The organism is Dechloromonas denitrificans (genome assembly GCF_001551835.1).
Classification (GTDB): Bacteria; Pseudomonadota; Gammaproteobacteria; order Burkholderiales; family Rhodocyclaceae; genus Azonexus; species Azonexus denitrificans.
This window is the reverse complement of the sequence record NZ_LODL01000003.1, coordinates 1-16,631: the sequence shown is the minus strand read 5'-3', so window position 1 is coordinate 16,631 and position 16,631 is coordinate 1. Positions and strand designations below refer to the sequence as shown.

Below are 16,631 nucleotides of genomic sequence, written 5' to 3'. Positions count from 1 at the left end.
GCGCGCGGCATCACGATCAACACTGCGCACGTCGAGTACGAGACTGCCAACCGTCACTACGCCCACGTTGACTGCCCGGGTCACGCCGACTACGTCAAGAACATGATTACCGGTGCTGCCCAGATGGACGGCGCAATCCTGGTCTGTTCCGCTGCTGACGGCCCGATGCCGCAGACCCGCGAACACATTCTGCTGGCCCGTCAGGTCGGTGTGCCGTACGTTCTGGTGTTCATGAACAAGTGCGACATGGTGGATGACGCCGAGCTGCTCGAACTGGTCGAAATGGAACTGCGCGAGCTGCTCTCCAAGTACGACTTCCCGGGCGACGACACCCCGATCATTCACGGTTCCGCCCTGAAGGCCCTCGAAGGCGACCAGTCCGAAATCGGCGAGCCCTGCATCTTCCGTCTGGCTGATGCCCTGGACTCCTACATTCCGACTCCGGAGCGTGCGGTTGACCTGCCGTTCCTGATGCCGGTTGAGGACGTCTTCTCGATCTCTGGTCGCGGCACAGTGGTGACCGGCCGTATCGAACGTGGTGTCGTCAAGGTCGGCGAAGAAATCGAAATCGTCGGTATCCGTCCGACCGTCAAGACCACCTGTACCGGTGTCGAGATGTTCCGCAAGCTGCTCGACCAAGGTCAGGCTGGCGACAACGTCGGTGCCCTGCTGCGTGGTACCAAGCGTGAAGACGTCGAGCGTGGTCAAGTCCTGTGCAAGCCGGGCTCCATCACCCCGCACACCCACTTCACCGGCGAAGTGTATGTTCTGTCGAAAGACGAAGGTGGTCGTCACACCCCGTTCTTCAACAACTACCGTCCGCAGTTCTACTTCCGCACGACCGACGTGACCGGCGCGATTTCCCTGCCGGAGGGCGTTGAAATGGTCATGCCGGGTGACAACATCCAGATGACGGTCAAGCTGATTGCGCCGATCGCCATGGAAGAAGGTCTGCGTTTCGCCATCCGTGAAGGCGGTCGTACCGTCGGCGCCGGTGTCGTTGCCAAGATCATCGAGTAATTCGTTCTTTTTGTAGTTAAAGCGCTTCGGGAAACCGAGGCGCTTTGATGTTTCTGCAGCAGGGGTGTAGCTCAATTGGTAGAGCAACGGTTTCCAAAACCGTAGGTCGGGGGTTCGATTCCCTCCGCCCCTGCCACTCTCTTTAAAGATCGCGAACGTCATGGCTGACAAGATCAAGTTTGCGCTAGCGCTGGTTATTCTGGCAGCTGGCGTGGCTGGCTTCTACCTGCTCTCGGAGCAGGCAATGATTTTGCGCGTCCTGGCGGTTCTCGTTGGGTTGGCGCTTGCTGTTTCCGTGGCTTGGAAGACCGAGCCTGGGCAGCGTTTTTTTGTTTTTTCCAACGAAGCGGTGATCGAGGCCAAGAAGGTTGTCTGGCCGACCCGCAAGGAAACCATGCAGACCACTGGTGCTGTTTTTGCCTTTGTGGTTGTGATGGCACTGTTCCTCTATCTGACTGATAAGAGCCTCGAGTGGGTTCTTTATGATCTCGTGCTGGGCTGGAAGAAATCATGAGTAAACGTTGGTATGTTGTACATGCCTATTCCGGCTTCGAGAAGAGTGTGATGCGTGCCATTCAGGAGCGTATCACCCGTCTGGATATGCAGGATAAGTTTGGTCGTATCCTGGTCCCGGTCGAAGAGGTCGTTGAGATGAAGGGCGGCCAAAAAGCTATTTCCGAACGCAAGTTCTTTCCCGGCTATGTGCTGGTTGAAATGGAAATGGATGATGACTCCTGGCACCTGGTTAAAAACACGCCAAAAGTAACCGGCTTTGTTGGCGGGACGGCAAATCGGCCGACGCCGATTTCCGAAAAGGAAGTTGAAAAAATCATGCAGCAAATGCAGGAAGGGGTTGAAAAGCCTCGTCCCAAGGTGCTGTTTGAGGTTGGCGAGGTTGTGCGTGTCAAGGAAGGTCCATTTACCGACTTCCATGGCTCGGTTGAAGATGTTAATTACGAAAAAAACCGCCTGCGCGTTTCAGTGACCATTTTCGGTCGCGCTACGCCGGTCGAGTTGGAGTTTGCCCAGGTCGAGAAGTCCTGAGTTCTGGATTCAAGGGCAAGCCGAAAGCCCGTTGTTTCGGCCAGAGGAGCGTCGCTAAAATCGGATATCCGATCCAGGACGCGCTACTACTCATTTATTAGGAGCAATTATGGCCAAGAAAATTATTGGCTACATCAAGCTGCAAGTGCCAGCCGGCAAAGCAAATCCGTCACCCCCGATTGGCCCGGCGCTGGGTCAGCGCGGCCTGAACATCATGGAGTTCTGCAAGGCTTTTAATGCCCAGACCCAGGGTGTCGAGCCGGGTCTGCCGATTCCGGTGGTGATTACCGCTTTTGCCGACAAGTCCTTCACGTTCGTGATGAAGACGCCGCCGGCAACCATCCTGATCAAGAAGGCCGCCGGTATCAAGTCCGGTTCAGCCAAGCCGCACACCGACAAGGTTGGCAAGATTACCCGTGCGCAGGCCGAAGAAATCGCCAAGACCAAGATGCCCGACCTTACCGCAGCCGATATGGATGCTGCAGTTCGCACTATCGCTGGTTCCGCCCGTTCCATGGGCATCACGGTTGAGGGTCTGTAATCATGGCAAAGCTCACCAAAAAGCAAAAAGCTGTCGCAGGCAAGATCGTTGCCCAGAAGCTCTATCCGGTTACGGAAGCGCTGACTCTGGCCAAGGAAACCGCCACTGCCAAGTTTGACGAATCGATCGATGTTGCGGTCAACCTCGGTGTTGATGCACGTAAATCGGATCAGGTTGTCCGTGGCTCCGTCGTCTTGCCGGCTGGTACCGGCAAGTCCGTTCGTGTGGCCGTGTTCGCCCAAGGCGACAAGGCCGAGGCCGCCAAGGCTGCCGGCGCCGAAGTCGTCGGTTTCGACGACCTAGCCGCCGAAGTCAAGGCCGGTAACCTGAATTTCGACGTCGTCATCGCGACGCCGGACGCCATGAAGGTTGTTGGTCAGCTCGGCCAGATCCTTGGCCCGCGCGGCCTGATGCCGAACCCGAAGGTTGGCACCGTGACCATGGATGTAACGACTGCCGTCAAGAATGCCAAGGCTGGTCAGGTTCAGTACCGTACCGACAAGGCTGGCATCATTCACGCCACGATCGGTCGTGCTTCCTTCTCGGTCGAGAATCTGGAAACCAATTTGAAGGCGCTGGTTGATGCGCTGCAAAAGGCCAAGCCGGCTTCTTCGAAGGGCCAGTATCTTCGCAAGATTGCCGTTGCTGCAACGATGGGCCCCGGCGTTCGCGTCGATCAGGCATCGCTGGCCGGCTAAAAAGTACTTTGGGTCGCCGGCTGTTACTTTGGTAACGACCGGCGGATCGTCAAAGACCGCAGGTGCCCCGTGAGGGGCTTAATCGCGAAAGTATCCTGCGCAGACGGTGCCCCAGAACAAGATTTTCTGCTGGCCGGTAACGGGCAGCATAGCTTCTGGTTCAGGTCGCCGTAGGTGCGGCGGGAATTTCCCCGTCGTGTTATGACTTGAAAGGAGGAAAGACCTGTGGGTCTCAATCTGAACGACAAAAAAGCGGTTGTAGCTGAGGTGTCGGCACAAGTGGCCAACGCACAGACTATCGTGATTGCCGAATACCGTGGCATTGAGGTTACCGACCTCACCGTGCTGCGCAAGAAGGCGCGCGAGTCTGGTGTGTATCTGCGTGTGTTGAAGAATACCTTGGTTCGTCGCGCGGTCGCGGACACTGCGTTCGCTGGCCTGGCAGACCAAATGGTCGGGCCGCTGATTTATAGCGTTTCCGAGGATCCGGTGGCTGCAGCGAAGGTTCTCAATGACTTCGCAAAAACCAACGACAAGCTCGTGCTGAAGGCCGGTTCTTACGCCGGCCAAGTGCTCGACAAAGCCGGTGTGCAGGCACTTGCCTCCGTCCCGAGCCGCGAAGAGCTGCTCTCCAAGCTGCTGTACGTCATGCAAGCACCGGTCGCCGGCTTTGTCCGTGGCCTGGCCGCACTGGCTGCGCAGCGCGAAGAAGCTGCTGCTTAACCGTACCGCTTACGAACTGATTTAGGAGTTTATTGAAATGGCAATTAGCAAAGAAGACATCCTGGAAGCCGTTGGCTCCCTGACCGTTATGGAACTGAACGACCTGGTCAAGGCGTTCGAAGAGAAGTTTGGCGTTTCCGCCGCTGCCGTCGCCGTTGCCGGCCCGGCTGGTGGTGCTGCCGCTGCTGTTGAAGAGCAGACCGAATTCACCGTTGTCCTGGCTGCCGCAGGCGACAAGAAGGTTGAAGTCATCAAGGTCGTGCGCGCAGTAACCGGCCTGGGCCTCAAGGAAGCCAAGGATCTGGTTGATGGCGCTCCGAAGGCTGTCAAGGAAGGCGTTTCCAAGGCTGATGCTGAAGCCCTCAAGACGCAACTGGAAGCTGCTGGCGCCAAGGTCGAAGTCAAGTAATCGACCTGAAGTGTTTGGGCTGGTGACGGTGTCGCCAGCCCTTTTCTGCTTTGTATGACAGGTTCAACCCAGCAAAAAGATAAACTTGAATAACGCCAGCCGGCAAACGCAAACCTTGCTTACTTCCTTGGGTCCAAGGAGGAGAGCTCGTTTGCGTTTGCCTGTTTCGACAGGTTTAACGTTTGATTTTATCCTCACGGAGTTACCATGACTTACTCCTTCACCGAGAAGAAACGCATCCGCAAGAGCTTCGCCAAGCGTAGCAGTGTGCTTGATGTTCCCTTCCTGCTTGCAACCCAGCTTCAATCCTTTACCGCTTTTTTGCAAGCGGAGATTCCAGCTGAAAAGCGTAAAAATGAAGGCTTGCAGGCTGCGTTTACCTCGATTTTCCCGATCGTTTCGCATTCTGGTAACGCCCGCCTTGAGTTTGTCAGCTACATGCTTGGCGAGCCGGCTTTTGATGTGACCGAATGCCAGCAGCGCGGATTGACCTTCGCCTCTTCGTTGCGTGCGAAGGTGCGTCTGGTGATCATGGATCGGGAAGCCCCTGATACCGTGAAGGAAGTCAAGGAGCAGGAAGTTTACATGGGCGAGATTCCGCTCATGACGACCAATGGCTCGTTCGTGATTAACGGTACCGAGCGAGTCATCGTTTCCCAGTTGCATCGCTCGCCTGGCGTTTTCTTCGAGCACGACCGCGGCAAGACCCATAGCTCGGGCAAGTTGTTGTTCTCCGCCCGGATTATTCCGTATCGCGGTTCCTGGCTGGACTTCGAGTTTGACCCGAAAGACACGCTCTTTTTCCGTGTCGACCGCCGCCGCAAGATGCCGGTCACGACGCTGCTCAAGGCGATCGGGATGTCTTCCGAAGAAATCCTAGAGCAGTTCTTTGATTTCGACACCTTCCTGCTGGGCAAGGAATCCGTCGAGTTCACCCTCGTCCCGGAACGCCTGCGTGGCGAGGTGGCCCGCTTTGATTTTGTCGGCCCCGACGGCAAGGTTATTGTCGCCAAAGACAAGCGCATTACGGCAAAACATATTCGCGACATCGGTGCTGCCTCGCTGAAGCAGCTCGTAGTGCCCGAGGATTTTTTCATTGGCCGCGTTATCGCCAAGAACATCATCGACAAGGCGACTGGCGAAGTGGTCGCCAATGCCAATGACGAAATTACTGAAACTCTGCTCGCCAAGCTGCGTGAAGCCGAGATCACTACCGTTGAAACGCTGTACACCAACGATCTTGATCGTGGTGCATTCATCTCCAACACCCTGCGCGCCGACGAAACGGCATCCCGTCAGGCTGCCCGTGTTGCGATCTACCGGATGATGCGTCCCGGTGAGCCGCCGACCGAAGAGGCTGTTGAGATCCTGTTCAACGGTTTGTTCTACTCCGATGAGCGTTACGACCTGTCGGGCGTCGGTCGCATGAAATTCAATCGCCGCCTGGCCCGTCCCGACGTTATTGAATACAAAGTCATGGTCCGGAGCCTGGCCTCCAAGGCCGAAGCTGCGTTGAAGAATCTGGCCGAAGGGTCAGGCTTCTCCCTCGCTGCAATACAGGATCTGGTCAGCTTGATGCCGTACGGCCCGCGCGCTCTGTCCGAGAATCTGACCCAAGAGCTTGCCGAAAATCTGGCAGCCAAGATCAAGCCCCTTGGTGCAAATGTTGAAGTTCGCGAGCAACTGACGCTGTCACCGCGTGACATCGTTGAAGTCATCAAGATTCTTTGCGAGCTGCGCAATGGTCGCGGCGAAATCGACGATATCGATCACCTAGGCAACCGTCGCGTTCGTTCCGTTGGCGAACTGGCCGAGAACCAGTTCCGTGCTGGTCTGGTTCGTGTCGAACGGGCCGTCAAGGAACGTTTGTCGCAGGCTGAGTCGGACAACCTGATGCCGCACGATCTGATCAATGCCAAGCCGATCAGTGCTGCGATCAAGGAGTTTTTCGGTTCCAGCCAGTTGTCGCAGTTTATGGACCAGACTAACCCGCTGTCGGAAATCACCCACAAGCGCCGTGTTTCGGCCCTTGGCCCGGGCGGTCTGACCCGCGAACGCGCCGGCTTCGAAGTGCGCGACGTGCATCCGACCCACTATGGTCGCGTCTGCCCGATCGAAACCCCGGAAGGTCCGAACATCGGTCTGATCAACTCGCTGGCGCTGTTTGCCCGAGTCAATGACTATGGTTTCATCGAAACCGCCTATCGCAAGGTTATCGACTCCAAGGTGACCAACGATATCGAGTATCTCTCGGCAATCGAAGAGGGCAACTATGTCGTTGCCCAGGCCAATGCATCGTTGGATGAAAACGGTCGCTTGTCGGATGACCTAGTGACCTGCCGCGAGAAGGGTGAAACCATTCTTGCCGAGCCGTCACGCGTTCAGTACATGGACGTGGCGCCCGGTCAGATTGTTTCCGTTGCTGCTTCGCTGATCCCCTTCCTTGAGCATGACGATGCGAACCGTGCCTTGATGGGCGCCAACATGCAGCGTCAGGCCGTTCCTTGTCTGCGTCCCGAGAAGGCGCTGGTTGGTACGGGTATTGAACGTACCGTTGCGGTCGACTCCGGAACGGCCGTCGTGGCTCGTCGTGGCGGTATGGTTGATTACGTCGATGCCGGCCGTGTCGTCGTCCGAGTTAATGATGACGAAACGGTGGCCGGTGAAGTCGGCGTCGATATCTACAACCTGGTCAAATACACTCGTTCCAACCAGAACACCAATATCAATCAGCGTCCGCTGGTCAAGGTTGGCGACAAGATCGCCCGCGGCGATGTGGTGGCTGATGGTGCATCAACGGACAAGGGCGAACTGGCCCTCGGCCAGAACATGCTGATCGCGTTCATGCCGTGGAACGGCTACAACTTCGAAGACTCGATCCTGATCTCCGAACGCGTCGTAGCCGAAGATCGCTATACCTCGATCCATATCGAGGAACTGACGGTCGTTGCGCGTGATACCAAGCTTGGTCCTGAAGAAATTACCCGCGACATCGCCTCCTTGGGCGAAGTTCAGCTTTCCCGCCTGGATGACTCTGGTATTGTCTATATCGGTGCCGAAGTTGAAGCCGGCGATGTGCTGGTCGGCAAGGTAACGCCCAAGGGCGAAACCCAGCTAACGCCGGAAGAAAAGCTGCTGCGCGCGATCTTCGGCGAAAAGGCTTCCGATGTTAAGGACACCTCGCTGCGCGTACCGTCCGGTATTGCCGGTACTGTCATTGACGTCCAGGTCTTCACCCGTGAAGGTATCGAGCGTGATAAGCGCGCCCAGTCGATCATCGATGAGCACCTGCGTCATTACAAGCTGGACCTGGCTGACCAGATGCGCATCGTTGAACGCGATGCCTTCGCCCGTGTCGAACGACTGATCCTTGGCAAGAAGGCCAATGGCGGTCCGAAGAAGCTGGCCAAGGGTTCGGTCATTGAGCAGTCCTACCTCGACGGTATGGATCCGCATCACTGGTTCGATATTCGTCTCGCAGAGGATGATGTTGCCCAGCAACTGGAACAGGTCAAGGATGGTCTGGAACAGGCTCGCAAGGACTTCGACATTGCTTTCGAAGGCAAGCGCAAGAAGCTGACGCAAGGCGACGAATTGCCGCCGGGCGTGCAGAAAATGGTCAAGGTCTATGTTGCCGTCAAGCGTCGCCTGCAGCCCGGCGACAAGATGGCCGGCCGTCACGGTAACAAGGGTGTGGTTTCCCGTATTCTGCCAGTTGAAGACATGCCGCACATGGAAGATGGTAGCCCGGTCGATATCGTGCTGAACCCGCTGGGTGTGCCGTCGCGGATGAACGTCGGTCAGATTCTCGAAGTGCACCTCGGTCTCGCCGCCAAGGGGCTCGGCCATCAGATTGGTGCCATGCTGCGCGCCCAGGCCAACGTCAAGGAAATGCGTGGTTTCCTCGACAAGATCTATAACTCGGGTGGCAAGGCTGAAGATCTTGATCAGTTGAGCGATACCGAAATTATAGAAATGGCCGGCAATCTGAAGGATGGCGTGCCGTTCGCGACGCCAGTTTTCGACGGCGCCAAGGATGCCGAAATCAAGGCAATGCTGGCACTCGCAGGCATGCCATCTTCCGGTCAAATGACCTTGTTTGATGGCCGTACCGGCGAAGCATTCGAGCGTCAGGTGACGGTTGGCTACATGCACTACCTGAAGCTGCATCACCTGGTCGATGACAAGATGCACGCCCGTTCCACCGGCCCGTATTCGCTGGTTACCCAGCAGCCGCTGGGTGGTAAGGCGCAGTTCGGTGGTCAGCGTTTCGGTGAAATGGAAGTGTGGGCACTTGAGGCTTATGGCGCATCCTACGTGCTGCAGGAAATGCTGACCGTCAAGTCCGACGACGTGAATGGCCGTACCAAGGTCTATGAGAACATCGTCAAGGGCGAGCACAGGATTGAGGCCGGCATGCCGGAATCCTTCAATGTGCTGGTCAAGGAAATTCGTTCGCTGGCGATCGATATCGATCTGGAACGTTACTGATTTAGGGCTGGGAGTTAAACGATGAAAGCATTGCTCGATCTATTCAAGCAGGTAACCGCCGAAGAGGAATTCGACGCGATTACCATTGGTCTCGCCTCGCCCGAAAAGATCCGTTCCTGGTCCTACGGTGAAGTCAAGAAGCCAGAAACTATCAACTACCGCACCTTCAAGCCGGAGCGCGATGGCCTGTTCTGCGCCAAGATCTTTGGCCCGATCAAGGACTATGAGTGCCTGTGCGGCAAGTACAAGCGCCTGAAGCACCGTGGCGTGATCTGCGAAAAGTGTGGCGTTGAAGTGACGCTGGCCAAGGTTCGTCGCGACCGTATGGGTCACATTGAACTGGCCTCGCCGACCGCCCACATCTGGTTCCTGAAGTCGCTGCCATCCCGTCTCGGTATGGTTTTGGACATGACGCTGCGCGATATCGAGCGCGTCCTGTACTTCGAAGCCTATGTCGTTTGCGATCCTGGAATGGTCAGCAACCTCCAGCGTGCTCAGTTGCTCACCGAAGAGCAGTATCTGGAAATGATGGAAGAGCATGGCGATGAATTCCATGCGCTGATGGGTGCCGAGGGTATTCGCGAACTGCTGCGTAACCTTGATCTGCCGAGTGAAGTCGAGTCGCTGCGCGCCGAACTGGAAGTGACCGGTTCCGAAGCCAAGAACAAGAAGCTGGCCAAGCGTCTGAAGATTCTCGAAGGTTTCCTGAAGTCCGGCATCAAGCCGGACTGGATGGTTCTCGAAGTCCTGCCGGTGCTGCCGCCGGACCTGCGCCCGCTGGTGCCGCTGGATGGTGGCCGCTTCGCGACCTCCGACCTGAACGATCTCTATCGTCGCGTCATCAACCGGAACAACCGTCTGAAGCGCCTGCTCGAGCTGAAGGCGCCGGAAATCATCGTTCGCAACGAAAAGCGCATGCTGCAGGAGTCGGTCGACTCGCTGCTCGACAACGGCCGTCGCGGCAAGGCGATGACCGGTGCCAACAAGCGTCCGCTGAAGTCGCTGGCCGACATGATCAAGGGCAAGGGCGGTCGTTTCCGTCAAAACTTGCTGGGTAAGCGTGTCGACTACTCCGGCCGGTCGGTTATCGTCGTCGGTCCGCAGCTCAAGCTGCACCAGTGTGGTCTGCCGAAGCTGATGGCGCTCGAACTGTTCAAGCCCTTCATCTTCCACAAGCTGGAAGTGCTCGGCTACGCCACCACCATCAAGCAAGCCAAGAAGATGGTTGAAGGTCAGGAGCCGGTGGTCTGGGACATCCTGGAAGATGTCATCCGTGAACATCCGGTTATGCTGAACCGCGCGCCGACCCTGCACCGTCTCGGTATCCAGGCGTTCGAGCCGACGCTGATTGAAGGCAAGGCCATCCAGTTGCACCCGCTCGTTTGTGCGGCCTTCAACGCCGACTTCGACGGTGACCAGATGGCGGTCCACGTGCCGCTGTCGCTGGAGGCCCAGATGGAAGCCCGCACCCTGATGCTGGCCTCGAACAACGTGCTGTCGCCCGCCAACGGCCAGCCGATCATCGTGCCGTCGCAGGATATCGTGTTGGGTCTCTACTACGCGACTCGCGAAAAGGTCAATGGCAAGGGCGAAGGTATGTATTTCGCCAATACCAATGAGATCGAGCGTGCCATGGCTGCCAAGGAGCTCGATATTCACTCGCGTATTTCCGTTCGCCTGACTCAATACGAGGCTGGCGCGGTGGACGGCGAGTGGGACGAGAAAACCGTTCGCGTCGAAACCACGGCCGGTCGTGCGTTGCTCTCCAAGATCCTGCCGAAGGGCCTGCCCTTCAAGGCGATCGACCGGGCGCTGAAGAAGAAGGAAATCTCTAAGCTGATCGACGAGTCCTTCCGTCGCTGTGGTTTGAAGGAAACCGTCATCTTTGCCGACAAGCTGATGCAAAACGGCTATGCCCTGGCCACCCGCGCTGGTATCTCGTTCTGTTCGGACGATATGCGCGTCCCGGCCAAGAAGCACGAAATCATCGCGGCTGCCGAAGCTGAAGTAAAAGAAATCGAAATTCAGTACACCAATGGTCTGGTCACTAACGGCGAGCGTTATAACAAGGTTGTCGATATCTGGGGCCGTACCGGCGATCAGGTCGCCAAGGTCATGATGGACGAACTCGGCCACGAGGAAACCATCGATCGTTTCGGCAAGAAGGTCAAGCAGGACTCCTTCAACTCCATCTACATGATGGCCGACTCCGGCGCCCGCGGTTCCGCTGCCCAGATTCGTCAGTTGGCTGGTATGCGCGGCCTGATGGCAAAGCCGGATGGTTCGATTATCGAAACGCCAATTACCACCAACTTCCGCGAAGGTCTGAACGTTCTTCAGTACTTCATCTCGACCCACGGTGCTCGTAAGGGCCTGGCCGACACCGCGCTGAAGACGGCAAACTCCGGTTACCTGACGCGCCGTCTGGTTGATGTGACACAGGACTTGGTTATTACCGAAGATGACTGCGGTACCAAGAACGGCTTCCCGGTCAAGGCCCTGGTCGAAGGTGGTGAAGTTATCGAGCCGTTGCGCGAGCGTATTCTCGGTCGTGTCACGGTCGACGATCTGGTTGACCCGGAAACCCAGGAAACCGTGATTTTCGCCGGCACCATGCTCGACGAGGACCTGGTTGATCTGATCGACAAGTTGGGCATCGATGAAGTCAAGGTCCGTACCCCGCTGACCTGCGATACCCGTTACGGTCTGTGTGCCAAGTGTTACGGCCGTGACCTCGGTCGTGGCACGATGGTCAATGCCGGTGAGTCGGTTGGCGTTATTGCTGCCCAGTCGATCGGTGAGCCGGGTACCCAGCTGACGATGCGTACCTTCCACGTCGGTGGTGCGGCTTCTCGTGCCGCTGTCGCTTCCCAGGTCGAGTCGAAGTCAGCCGGTACGGTGCGCTTTACCGCCACCATGCGTTATGTCACCAGTGCCAAGGGCGAAAAAGTCGTCATTTCCCGCTCTGGTGAAGTGCTGATTACCGATGATCATGGTCGTGAGCGCGAGCGTCACAAGGTGCCGTACGGCGCCATGTTGTCGGTTGATGACGGCAAGGTGGTCAAGGCCGGCGCCAAGCTGGCGACCTGGGATCCGCATACCCGTCCGATTGTTACGGAATACGCCGGTACCGTCCGCTTCGAAAATGTCGAAGAGGGTGTCACGGTCGCCAAGCAGGTTGACGACGTCACCGGTCTGTCCACGCTGGTGGTTATCGACCACAAGCGTGGCGGCAAGGCTGCGACTAAGGGCGTCCGTCCAGTCGTCAAGCTGCTCGATGAGTCCGGTCAGGAAGTCAAGATTCATGGCAGTGATCACGCAGTATCGATCGCCTTCCAGGTCGGCTCGATCATTTCGGTCCTCGACGGCCAGCAGGTTGGTGTCGGTGACGTGCTGGCACGTATGCCGCAAGAGTCTGCCAAGACCCGCGACATTACCGGTGGTCTGCCGCGTGTGGCCGAGTTGTTCGAAGCCCGCACCCCGAAGGATGCCTCCGTATTGGCCGAGTTCACCGGTACGACCAGCTTCGGCAAGGACACCAAGGGCAAGCAGCGTTTGATCATTACCGATCTTGACGGCAATCAGCACGAGTTCCTGATTTCCAAGGATAAGCATGTGTTGGTGCACGATGGTCAGGTGGTCAACAAGGGTGAGAAGATTGTCGAAGGCGAGCCGGATCCTCACGATATCCTGCGTTTGCAGGGCGTCGAGGCGCTGGCCCGTTACATCACCGACGAAGTGCAGGACGTCTATCGTCTGCAAGGCGTGAAGATTAACGACAAGCACATCGAAGTAATTGTTCGTCAGATGTTGCGTCGGGTGACGATTACCGAGCCGGGTGATACGAAGTTCATCAAGTCGGAACAGGTTGAACGTGCCGAGTTGCTGGCCGAAAACGACCGTGTGATTGCCGAAGGCAAATTGCCGGCCAATTTTGACCATATGCTGCTCGGTATTACCAAGGCATCGTTGTCCACCGATTCGTTCATTTCGGCTGCTTCCTTCCAGGAAACGACGCGGGTTCTTACCGAAGCGGCCATCATGGGCAAACGTGATGAACTCCGCGGTCTGAAGGAAAACGTTATCGTCGGTCGTCTCATCCCGGCCGGTACCGGTCTCGCTTACCATCGCACGAGGAAAGCGCAGGTAAATGGTGAAGATTTGGCCGGGCGCGCTAATGCCGACGTGAGCGAAGCAACTGTTGTTCAGGAAGTGGATCAAGCCTCCTGATTTAGCATGGGCCCCCGTGTCTCGTTGACATGGGGGTTGATAAACCATAGAATTTATGGTCTTTGTCGGCAGGGGCTAATCATTGTCTCTGCTTTGGATAACAAAATTGCCGTCGTGCACCATTACTGAGTGCCCGGTCGTTGAAGGAAGTTCGATATGCCGACTATCAATCAGCTCGTGCGCAAGCCGCGCGTTGCCGAAGTCACCAAGAGCAAGGTTCCTGCTCTGGAGAAATGCCCGCAGAAGCGCGGTGTTTGTACTCGCGTCTATACCACTACCCCGAAAAAGCCAAACTCCGCTCTCCGTAAGGTTTGCAAGGTTCGTCTGACGAATGGCTTTGAGGTCATTTCCTACATCGGTGGTGAAGGCCACAACCTGCAGGAACACTCTGTGGTCCTGATTCGTGGTGGTCGTGTCAAGGATTTGCCGGGTGTTCGTTATCACACCGTGCGCGGCTCCCTGGATACCCAGGGTGTCAAGGATCGTAAGCAGTCCCGTTCGAAGTACGGGGCCAAGCGTCCGAAGGCTGCCTAATTCATTAGGTTGCTTAAGTAAGTGGCCGTCCCGTTGGGCGGTCGGGAGAGGCCGGGAGGGTAAAACCCTAGCCCGGCTTTTCAACTGAATCGTGTTTATTTGAGGTTACTATGCCCCGTCGTCGTGAAGTACCAAAGCGTGACATCCTGCCGGATCCCAAGTTCGGTAATGTCGAAGTTTCCAAGTTCATTAACGCCATCATGCAGAGCGGCAAGAAGTCCGTCGCCGAACGCATCGTCTATGGTGCTTTCGAGATCATTACCACCAAGGGTGGCAAGGATCCGCTCGAGGTGTTCGGTTCTGCCATGGGCAACGTCAAGCCGATGGTCGAAGTGAAGTCCCGTCGCGTTGGTGGTGCCAACTATCAGGTGCCGGTTGAAGTGCGCCCGGCTCGCCGCGCCGCGCTGGCAATGCGCTGGCTGCGTGAGTCCGCCCGCAAGCGTTCCGAAAAGTCGATGGGTCAGCGTCTGGCTGCCGAGATGATGGAAGCTGCTGAAAACCGTGGCGGCGCTGTCAAGAAGCGCGACGAAGTGCACCGTATGGCTGAAGCCAACAAAGCCTTCGCCCACTTCCGCTTCTAATTTTCAAAGGGCTCTAACGTGGCACGTAAAACTCCCATCGAGCGCTACCGCAATATCGGTATCAGCGCTCACATCGACGCCGGTAAGACGACGACGACCGAACGCATCCTGTACTACACCGGTGTTAACCACAAAATCGGTGAAGTGCACGACGGTGCGGCCACCATGGACTGGATGGAGCAGGAGCAGGAGCGTGGTATCACCATTACCTCGGCTGCTACTACCTGCTACTGGAGCGGGATGGACAAGCAGTTCCCGGCTCACCACATCAACATTATCGATACCCCGGGTCACGTTGACTTCACGATTGAAGTCGAGCGTTCGATGCGCGTCCTTGATGCTGCCTGTATGGTCTACTGTGCGGTCGGTGGCGTTCAGCCGCAGTCCGAAACCGTTTGGCGCCAGGCCAACAAGTACGGTGTGCCGCGTTTGGCCTTCGTCAATAAGATGGACCGTTCCGGTGCCAATTTCTTCCGCGTTGTCGAGCAGTTGAAGTTGCGCTTGAAGGCTAATCCGGTACCGGTTGTGATTCCTATCGGTGCTGAAGATACCTTCGAGGGTGTGGTTGACCTGATTCGCATGAAGGCCATCTACTGGGATGAAGCCTCCCAGGGTATGAAGTATGAAGCGCGCGATATCCCGGCTGACCTGGCTGATGATGCTGCCAGCTGGCGTGAGCAGATGGTTGAGGCTGCTGCCGAAGCTTCCGAAGAGTTGATGAACAAGTATCTTGAAGAGGGTGACCTCTCCGAGGCCGAAATCATCCTTGGTCTGCGCACTCGTACCATCGCCTGTGAAATCCAGCCGATGCTGTGCGGTACTGCCTTCAAGAACAAGGGCGTGCAGAAGATGCTGGACGCCGTGATCGAACTGCTGCCGTCGCCGGTTGATATTCCGCCGGTCAAGGGTATTCTCGAGGATGAGTCCGAGGGTGTTCGTCGTGCTGCTGACGATGAGTCCTTCTCGGCGCTCGCCTTCAAGATTATGACTGACCCGTTTGTTGGTCAGCTGATCTTCTTCCGCGTCTATTCTGGTGTGATCAATTCCGGTGACACCGTTTACAACCCGGTTAAGGGTCGTAAAGAGCGTCTGGGTCGCATCCTGCAGATGCACGCCAATCAGCGCGAAGAAATCAAGGAGGTGCGCGCTGGTGACATCGCTGCTGCCGTGGGTTTGAAAGAGGCCACCACTGGCGATACGCTGTGCGACCCGGCCAAGGTCATCACTCTTGAGCGCATGGTTTTCCCGGAGCCGGTGATTCACGTTGCCGTCGAGCCGAAGACCAAGGCTGACCAGGAAAAGATGGGTCTGGCGCTGGGGCGTCTGGCTCAGGAAGATCCGTCCTTCCGTGTTCGCACTGACGAAGAGTCTGGTCAGACCATCATTTCCGGCATGGGCGAATTGCACCTGGAAATTCTGGTTGACCGCATGCGTCGTGAATTCAACGTTGAAGCAACCGTCGGTGCGCCGCAGGTTGCCTACCGCGAGTGCATCAAGAAGTCGGTCGAGCAGGAAGGTAAGTTCGTCAAGCAGTCTGGCGGTCGTGGTCAGTTCGGTCACGTTTGGCTCAAGATCGAACCGAACGAGGCTGGCAAAGGCTACGAGTTCGTCGATGCGATCAAGGGTGGTGTGGTTCCTCGCGAATTCATCCCGGCCGTTGATAAGGGCTTGCGCGATGCAGTGACGAGTGGTGTTCTCGCTGGCTTCCCGGTTGTGGATGTCAAGTTTACGCTGTTCGACGGTTCTTACCACGACGTTGACTCTAATGAAAATGCGTTCCGCATGGCTGCCTCGATGGCCTTCAAGGAAGGTATGAAGAAAGCCAATCCGACGCTGCTTGAGCCGATGATGGCCGTTGAAGTCGAAACCCCGGAAGAGTACATGGGCAACGTCATGGGCGACCTGTCGTCCCGCCGTGGCATCGTTCAGGGCATGGAAGACCAGGTTGGCGGTATCAAATTGGTCAAGGCTGAAGTGCCGCTGTCCGAGATGTTCGGCTACTCGACGTCTGTGCGCTCGCTGTCGCAAGGCCGCGCCACCTACTCGATGGAATTCAAGCACTATACCGAAGCGCCGAAAAACGTCGCTGAGGCTGTCATTAACAAAAAGTAATACGTTATTGGAGAACCGATAATGGCAAAAGAGAAATTTGAGCGTACCAAACCGCACGTAAACGTCGGTACGATTGGTCACGTTGACCACGGCAAGACCACGCTGACGGCAGCGATCACGACAGTGCTGTCGAAGAAGTACGGCGGTGCCGCCAAGGCTTACGATCAGATCGACGCAGCCCCGGAAGAAAAAGCGCGCGGCATCACGATCAACACTGCGCACGTCGAGTACGAGACTGCCAACCGTCA

13 protein-coding genes and 1 tRNA gene are annotated in these 16,631 nt (G+C 56.8%); all 14 read left to right on the top strand.

Translation table 11 applies throughout. The features are described from left to right. The coding region (gene tuf, locus AT959_RS00860) for an elongation factor Tu (RefSeq protein WP_066879534.1) at positions 1-1,020 on the top strand (1,020 nt) is incomplete at its 5' end. 60 nt (positions 1,021-1,080) lie between these two features. Continuing rightward, a tRNA-Trp gene (locus tag AT959_RS00855) sits at positions 1,081-1,156 on the top strand. Positions 1,157-1,180: 24 nt separating this feature from the next. Then, positions 1,181-1,534: a preprotein translocase subunit SecE gene (secE, locus tag AT959_RS00850; protein ID WP_066879531.1), complete on the top strand. Its 354-nt coding sequence runs from the start codon at positions 1,181-1,183 to the stop codon at positions 1,532-1,534. Continuing rightward, on the top strand, positions 1,531-2,064 hold the full coding sequence (nusG, locus tag AT959_RS00845; protein WP_066879528.1) for a transcription termination/antitermination protein NusG: 534 nt from the start codon (positions 1,531-1,533) through the stop codon (positions 2,062-2,064). The genes secE and nusG overlap by 4 nt, the downstream gene beginning before the upstream one ends. 109 nt (positions 2,065-2,173) lie before the next feature. Continuing rightward, positions 2,174-2,605, top strand: coding sequence for a 50S ribosomal protein L11 (gene rplK / locus AT959_RS00840; protein WP_066879525.1), 432 nt, complete (start codon positions 2,174-2,176; stop codon positions 2,603-2,605). Between the two features lie 2 nt (positions 2,606-2,607). Beyond that, positions 2,608-3,303 (top strand): 50S ribosomal protein L1, encoded by a 696-nt coding sequence (gene rplA, locus AT959_RS00835; protein WP_066879523.1) that lies wholly within the window; start codon positions 2,608-2,610, stop codon positions 3,301-3,303. Between the two features lie 225 nt (positions 3,304-3,528). Next, complete coding sequence (gene rplJ, locus AT959_RS00830) at positions 3,529-4,026, top strand: 50S ribosomal protein L10 (protein ID WP_066879520.1); 498 nt, start codon at positions 3,529-3,531, stop codon at positions 4,024-4,026. A 37-nt stretch (positions 4,027-4,063) separates the two neighbouring features. Then, complete coding sequence (rplL, locus tag AT959_RS00825; protein ID WP_066879517.1) at positions 4,064-4,435, top strand: 50S ribosomal protein L7/L12; 372 nt, start codon at positions 4,064-4,066, stop codon at positions 4,433-4,435. 207 nt (positions 4,436-4,642) lie between these two features. Further along, positions 4,643-8,926, top strand: coding sequence for a DNA-directed RNA polymerase subunit beta (gene rpoB, locus AT959_RS00820; RefSeq protein ID WP_066879514.1), 4,284 nt, complete (start codon positions 4,643-4,645; stop codon positions 8,924-8,926). A gap of 21 nt (positions 8,927-8,947) precedes the next feature. Then, on the top strand, positions 8,948-13,156 hold the full coding sequence (gene rpoC, locus AT959_RS00815; RefSeq protein ID WP_066879512.1) for a DNA-directed RNA polymerase subunit beta': 4,209 nt from the start codon (positions 8,948-8,950) through the stop codon (positions 13,154-13,156). A 156-nt stretch (positions 13,157-13,312) separates the two neighbouring features. After that, the gene (gene rpsL / locus AT959_RS00810) at positions 13,313-13,690 is read left to right on the top strand and encodes a 30S ribosomal protein S12 (protein WP_066879509.1); all 378 of its coding nucleotides are present in this window, start codon (positions 13,313-13,315) and stop codon (positions 13,688-13,690) included. Between the two features lie 110 nt (positions 13,691-13,800). Further along, positions 13,801-14,271 (top strand): 30S ribosomal protein S7, encoded by a 471-nt coding sequence (rpsG, locus tag AT959_RS00805; protein WP_066879507.1) that lies wholly within the window; start codon positions 13,801-13,803, stop codon positions 14,269-14,271. 18 nt (positions 14,272-14,289) lie between these two features. After that, positions 14,290-16,383 (top strand): elongation factor G, encoded by a 2,094-nt coding sequence (fusA, locus tag AT959_RS00800; protein ID WP_066879504.1) that lies wholly within the window; start codon positions 14,290-14,292, stop codon positions 16,381-16,383. 21 nt (positions 16,384-16,404) lie between these two features. Further along, on the top strand, positions 16,405-16,631 hold a 227-nt coding region (locus AT959_RS00795), incomplete at its 3' end, for a GTP-binding protein (RefSeq protein WP_240481654.1).

Bases quoted from the DNA above. Each gene is read 5' to 3' on its own strand.
- secE (WP_066879531.1), top strand. From the start codon at position 1,181: ATGGCTGACAAGATCAAGTTTGCGCTAGCGCTGGTTATTCTGGCAGCT.
- nusG (WP_066879528.1), top strand. From the start codon at position 1,531: ATGAGTAAACGTTGGTATGTTGTACATGCCTATTCCGGCTTCGAGAAG.
- rplK (WP_066879525.1), top strand. From the start codon at position 2,174: ATGGCCAAGAAAATTATTGGCTACATCAAGCTGCAAGTGCCAGCCGGC.
- rplA (WP_066879523.1), top strand. From the start codon at position 2,608: ATGGCAAAGCTCACCAAAAAGCAAAAAGCTGTCGCAGGCAAGATCGTT.
- rplL (WP_066879517.1), top strand. From the start codon at position 4,064: ATGGCAATTAGCAAAGAAGACATCCTGGAAGCCGTTGGCTCCCTGACC.
- rpoB (WP_066879514.1), top strand. From the start codon at position 4,643: ATGACTTACTCCTTCACCGAGAAGAAACGCATCCGCAAGAGCTTCGCC.
- rpoC (WP_066879512.1), top strand. From the start codon at position 8,948: ATGAAAGCATTGCTCGATCTATTCAAGCAGGTAACCGCCGAAGAGGAA.
- rpsL (WP_066879509.1), top strand. From the start codon at position 13,313: ATGCCGACTATCAATCAGCTCGTGCGCAAGCCGCGCGTTGCCGAAGTC.
- rpsG (WP_066879507.1), top strand. From the start codon at position 13,801: ATGCCCCGTCGTCGTGAAGTACCAAAGCGTGACATCCTGCCGGATCCC.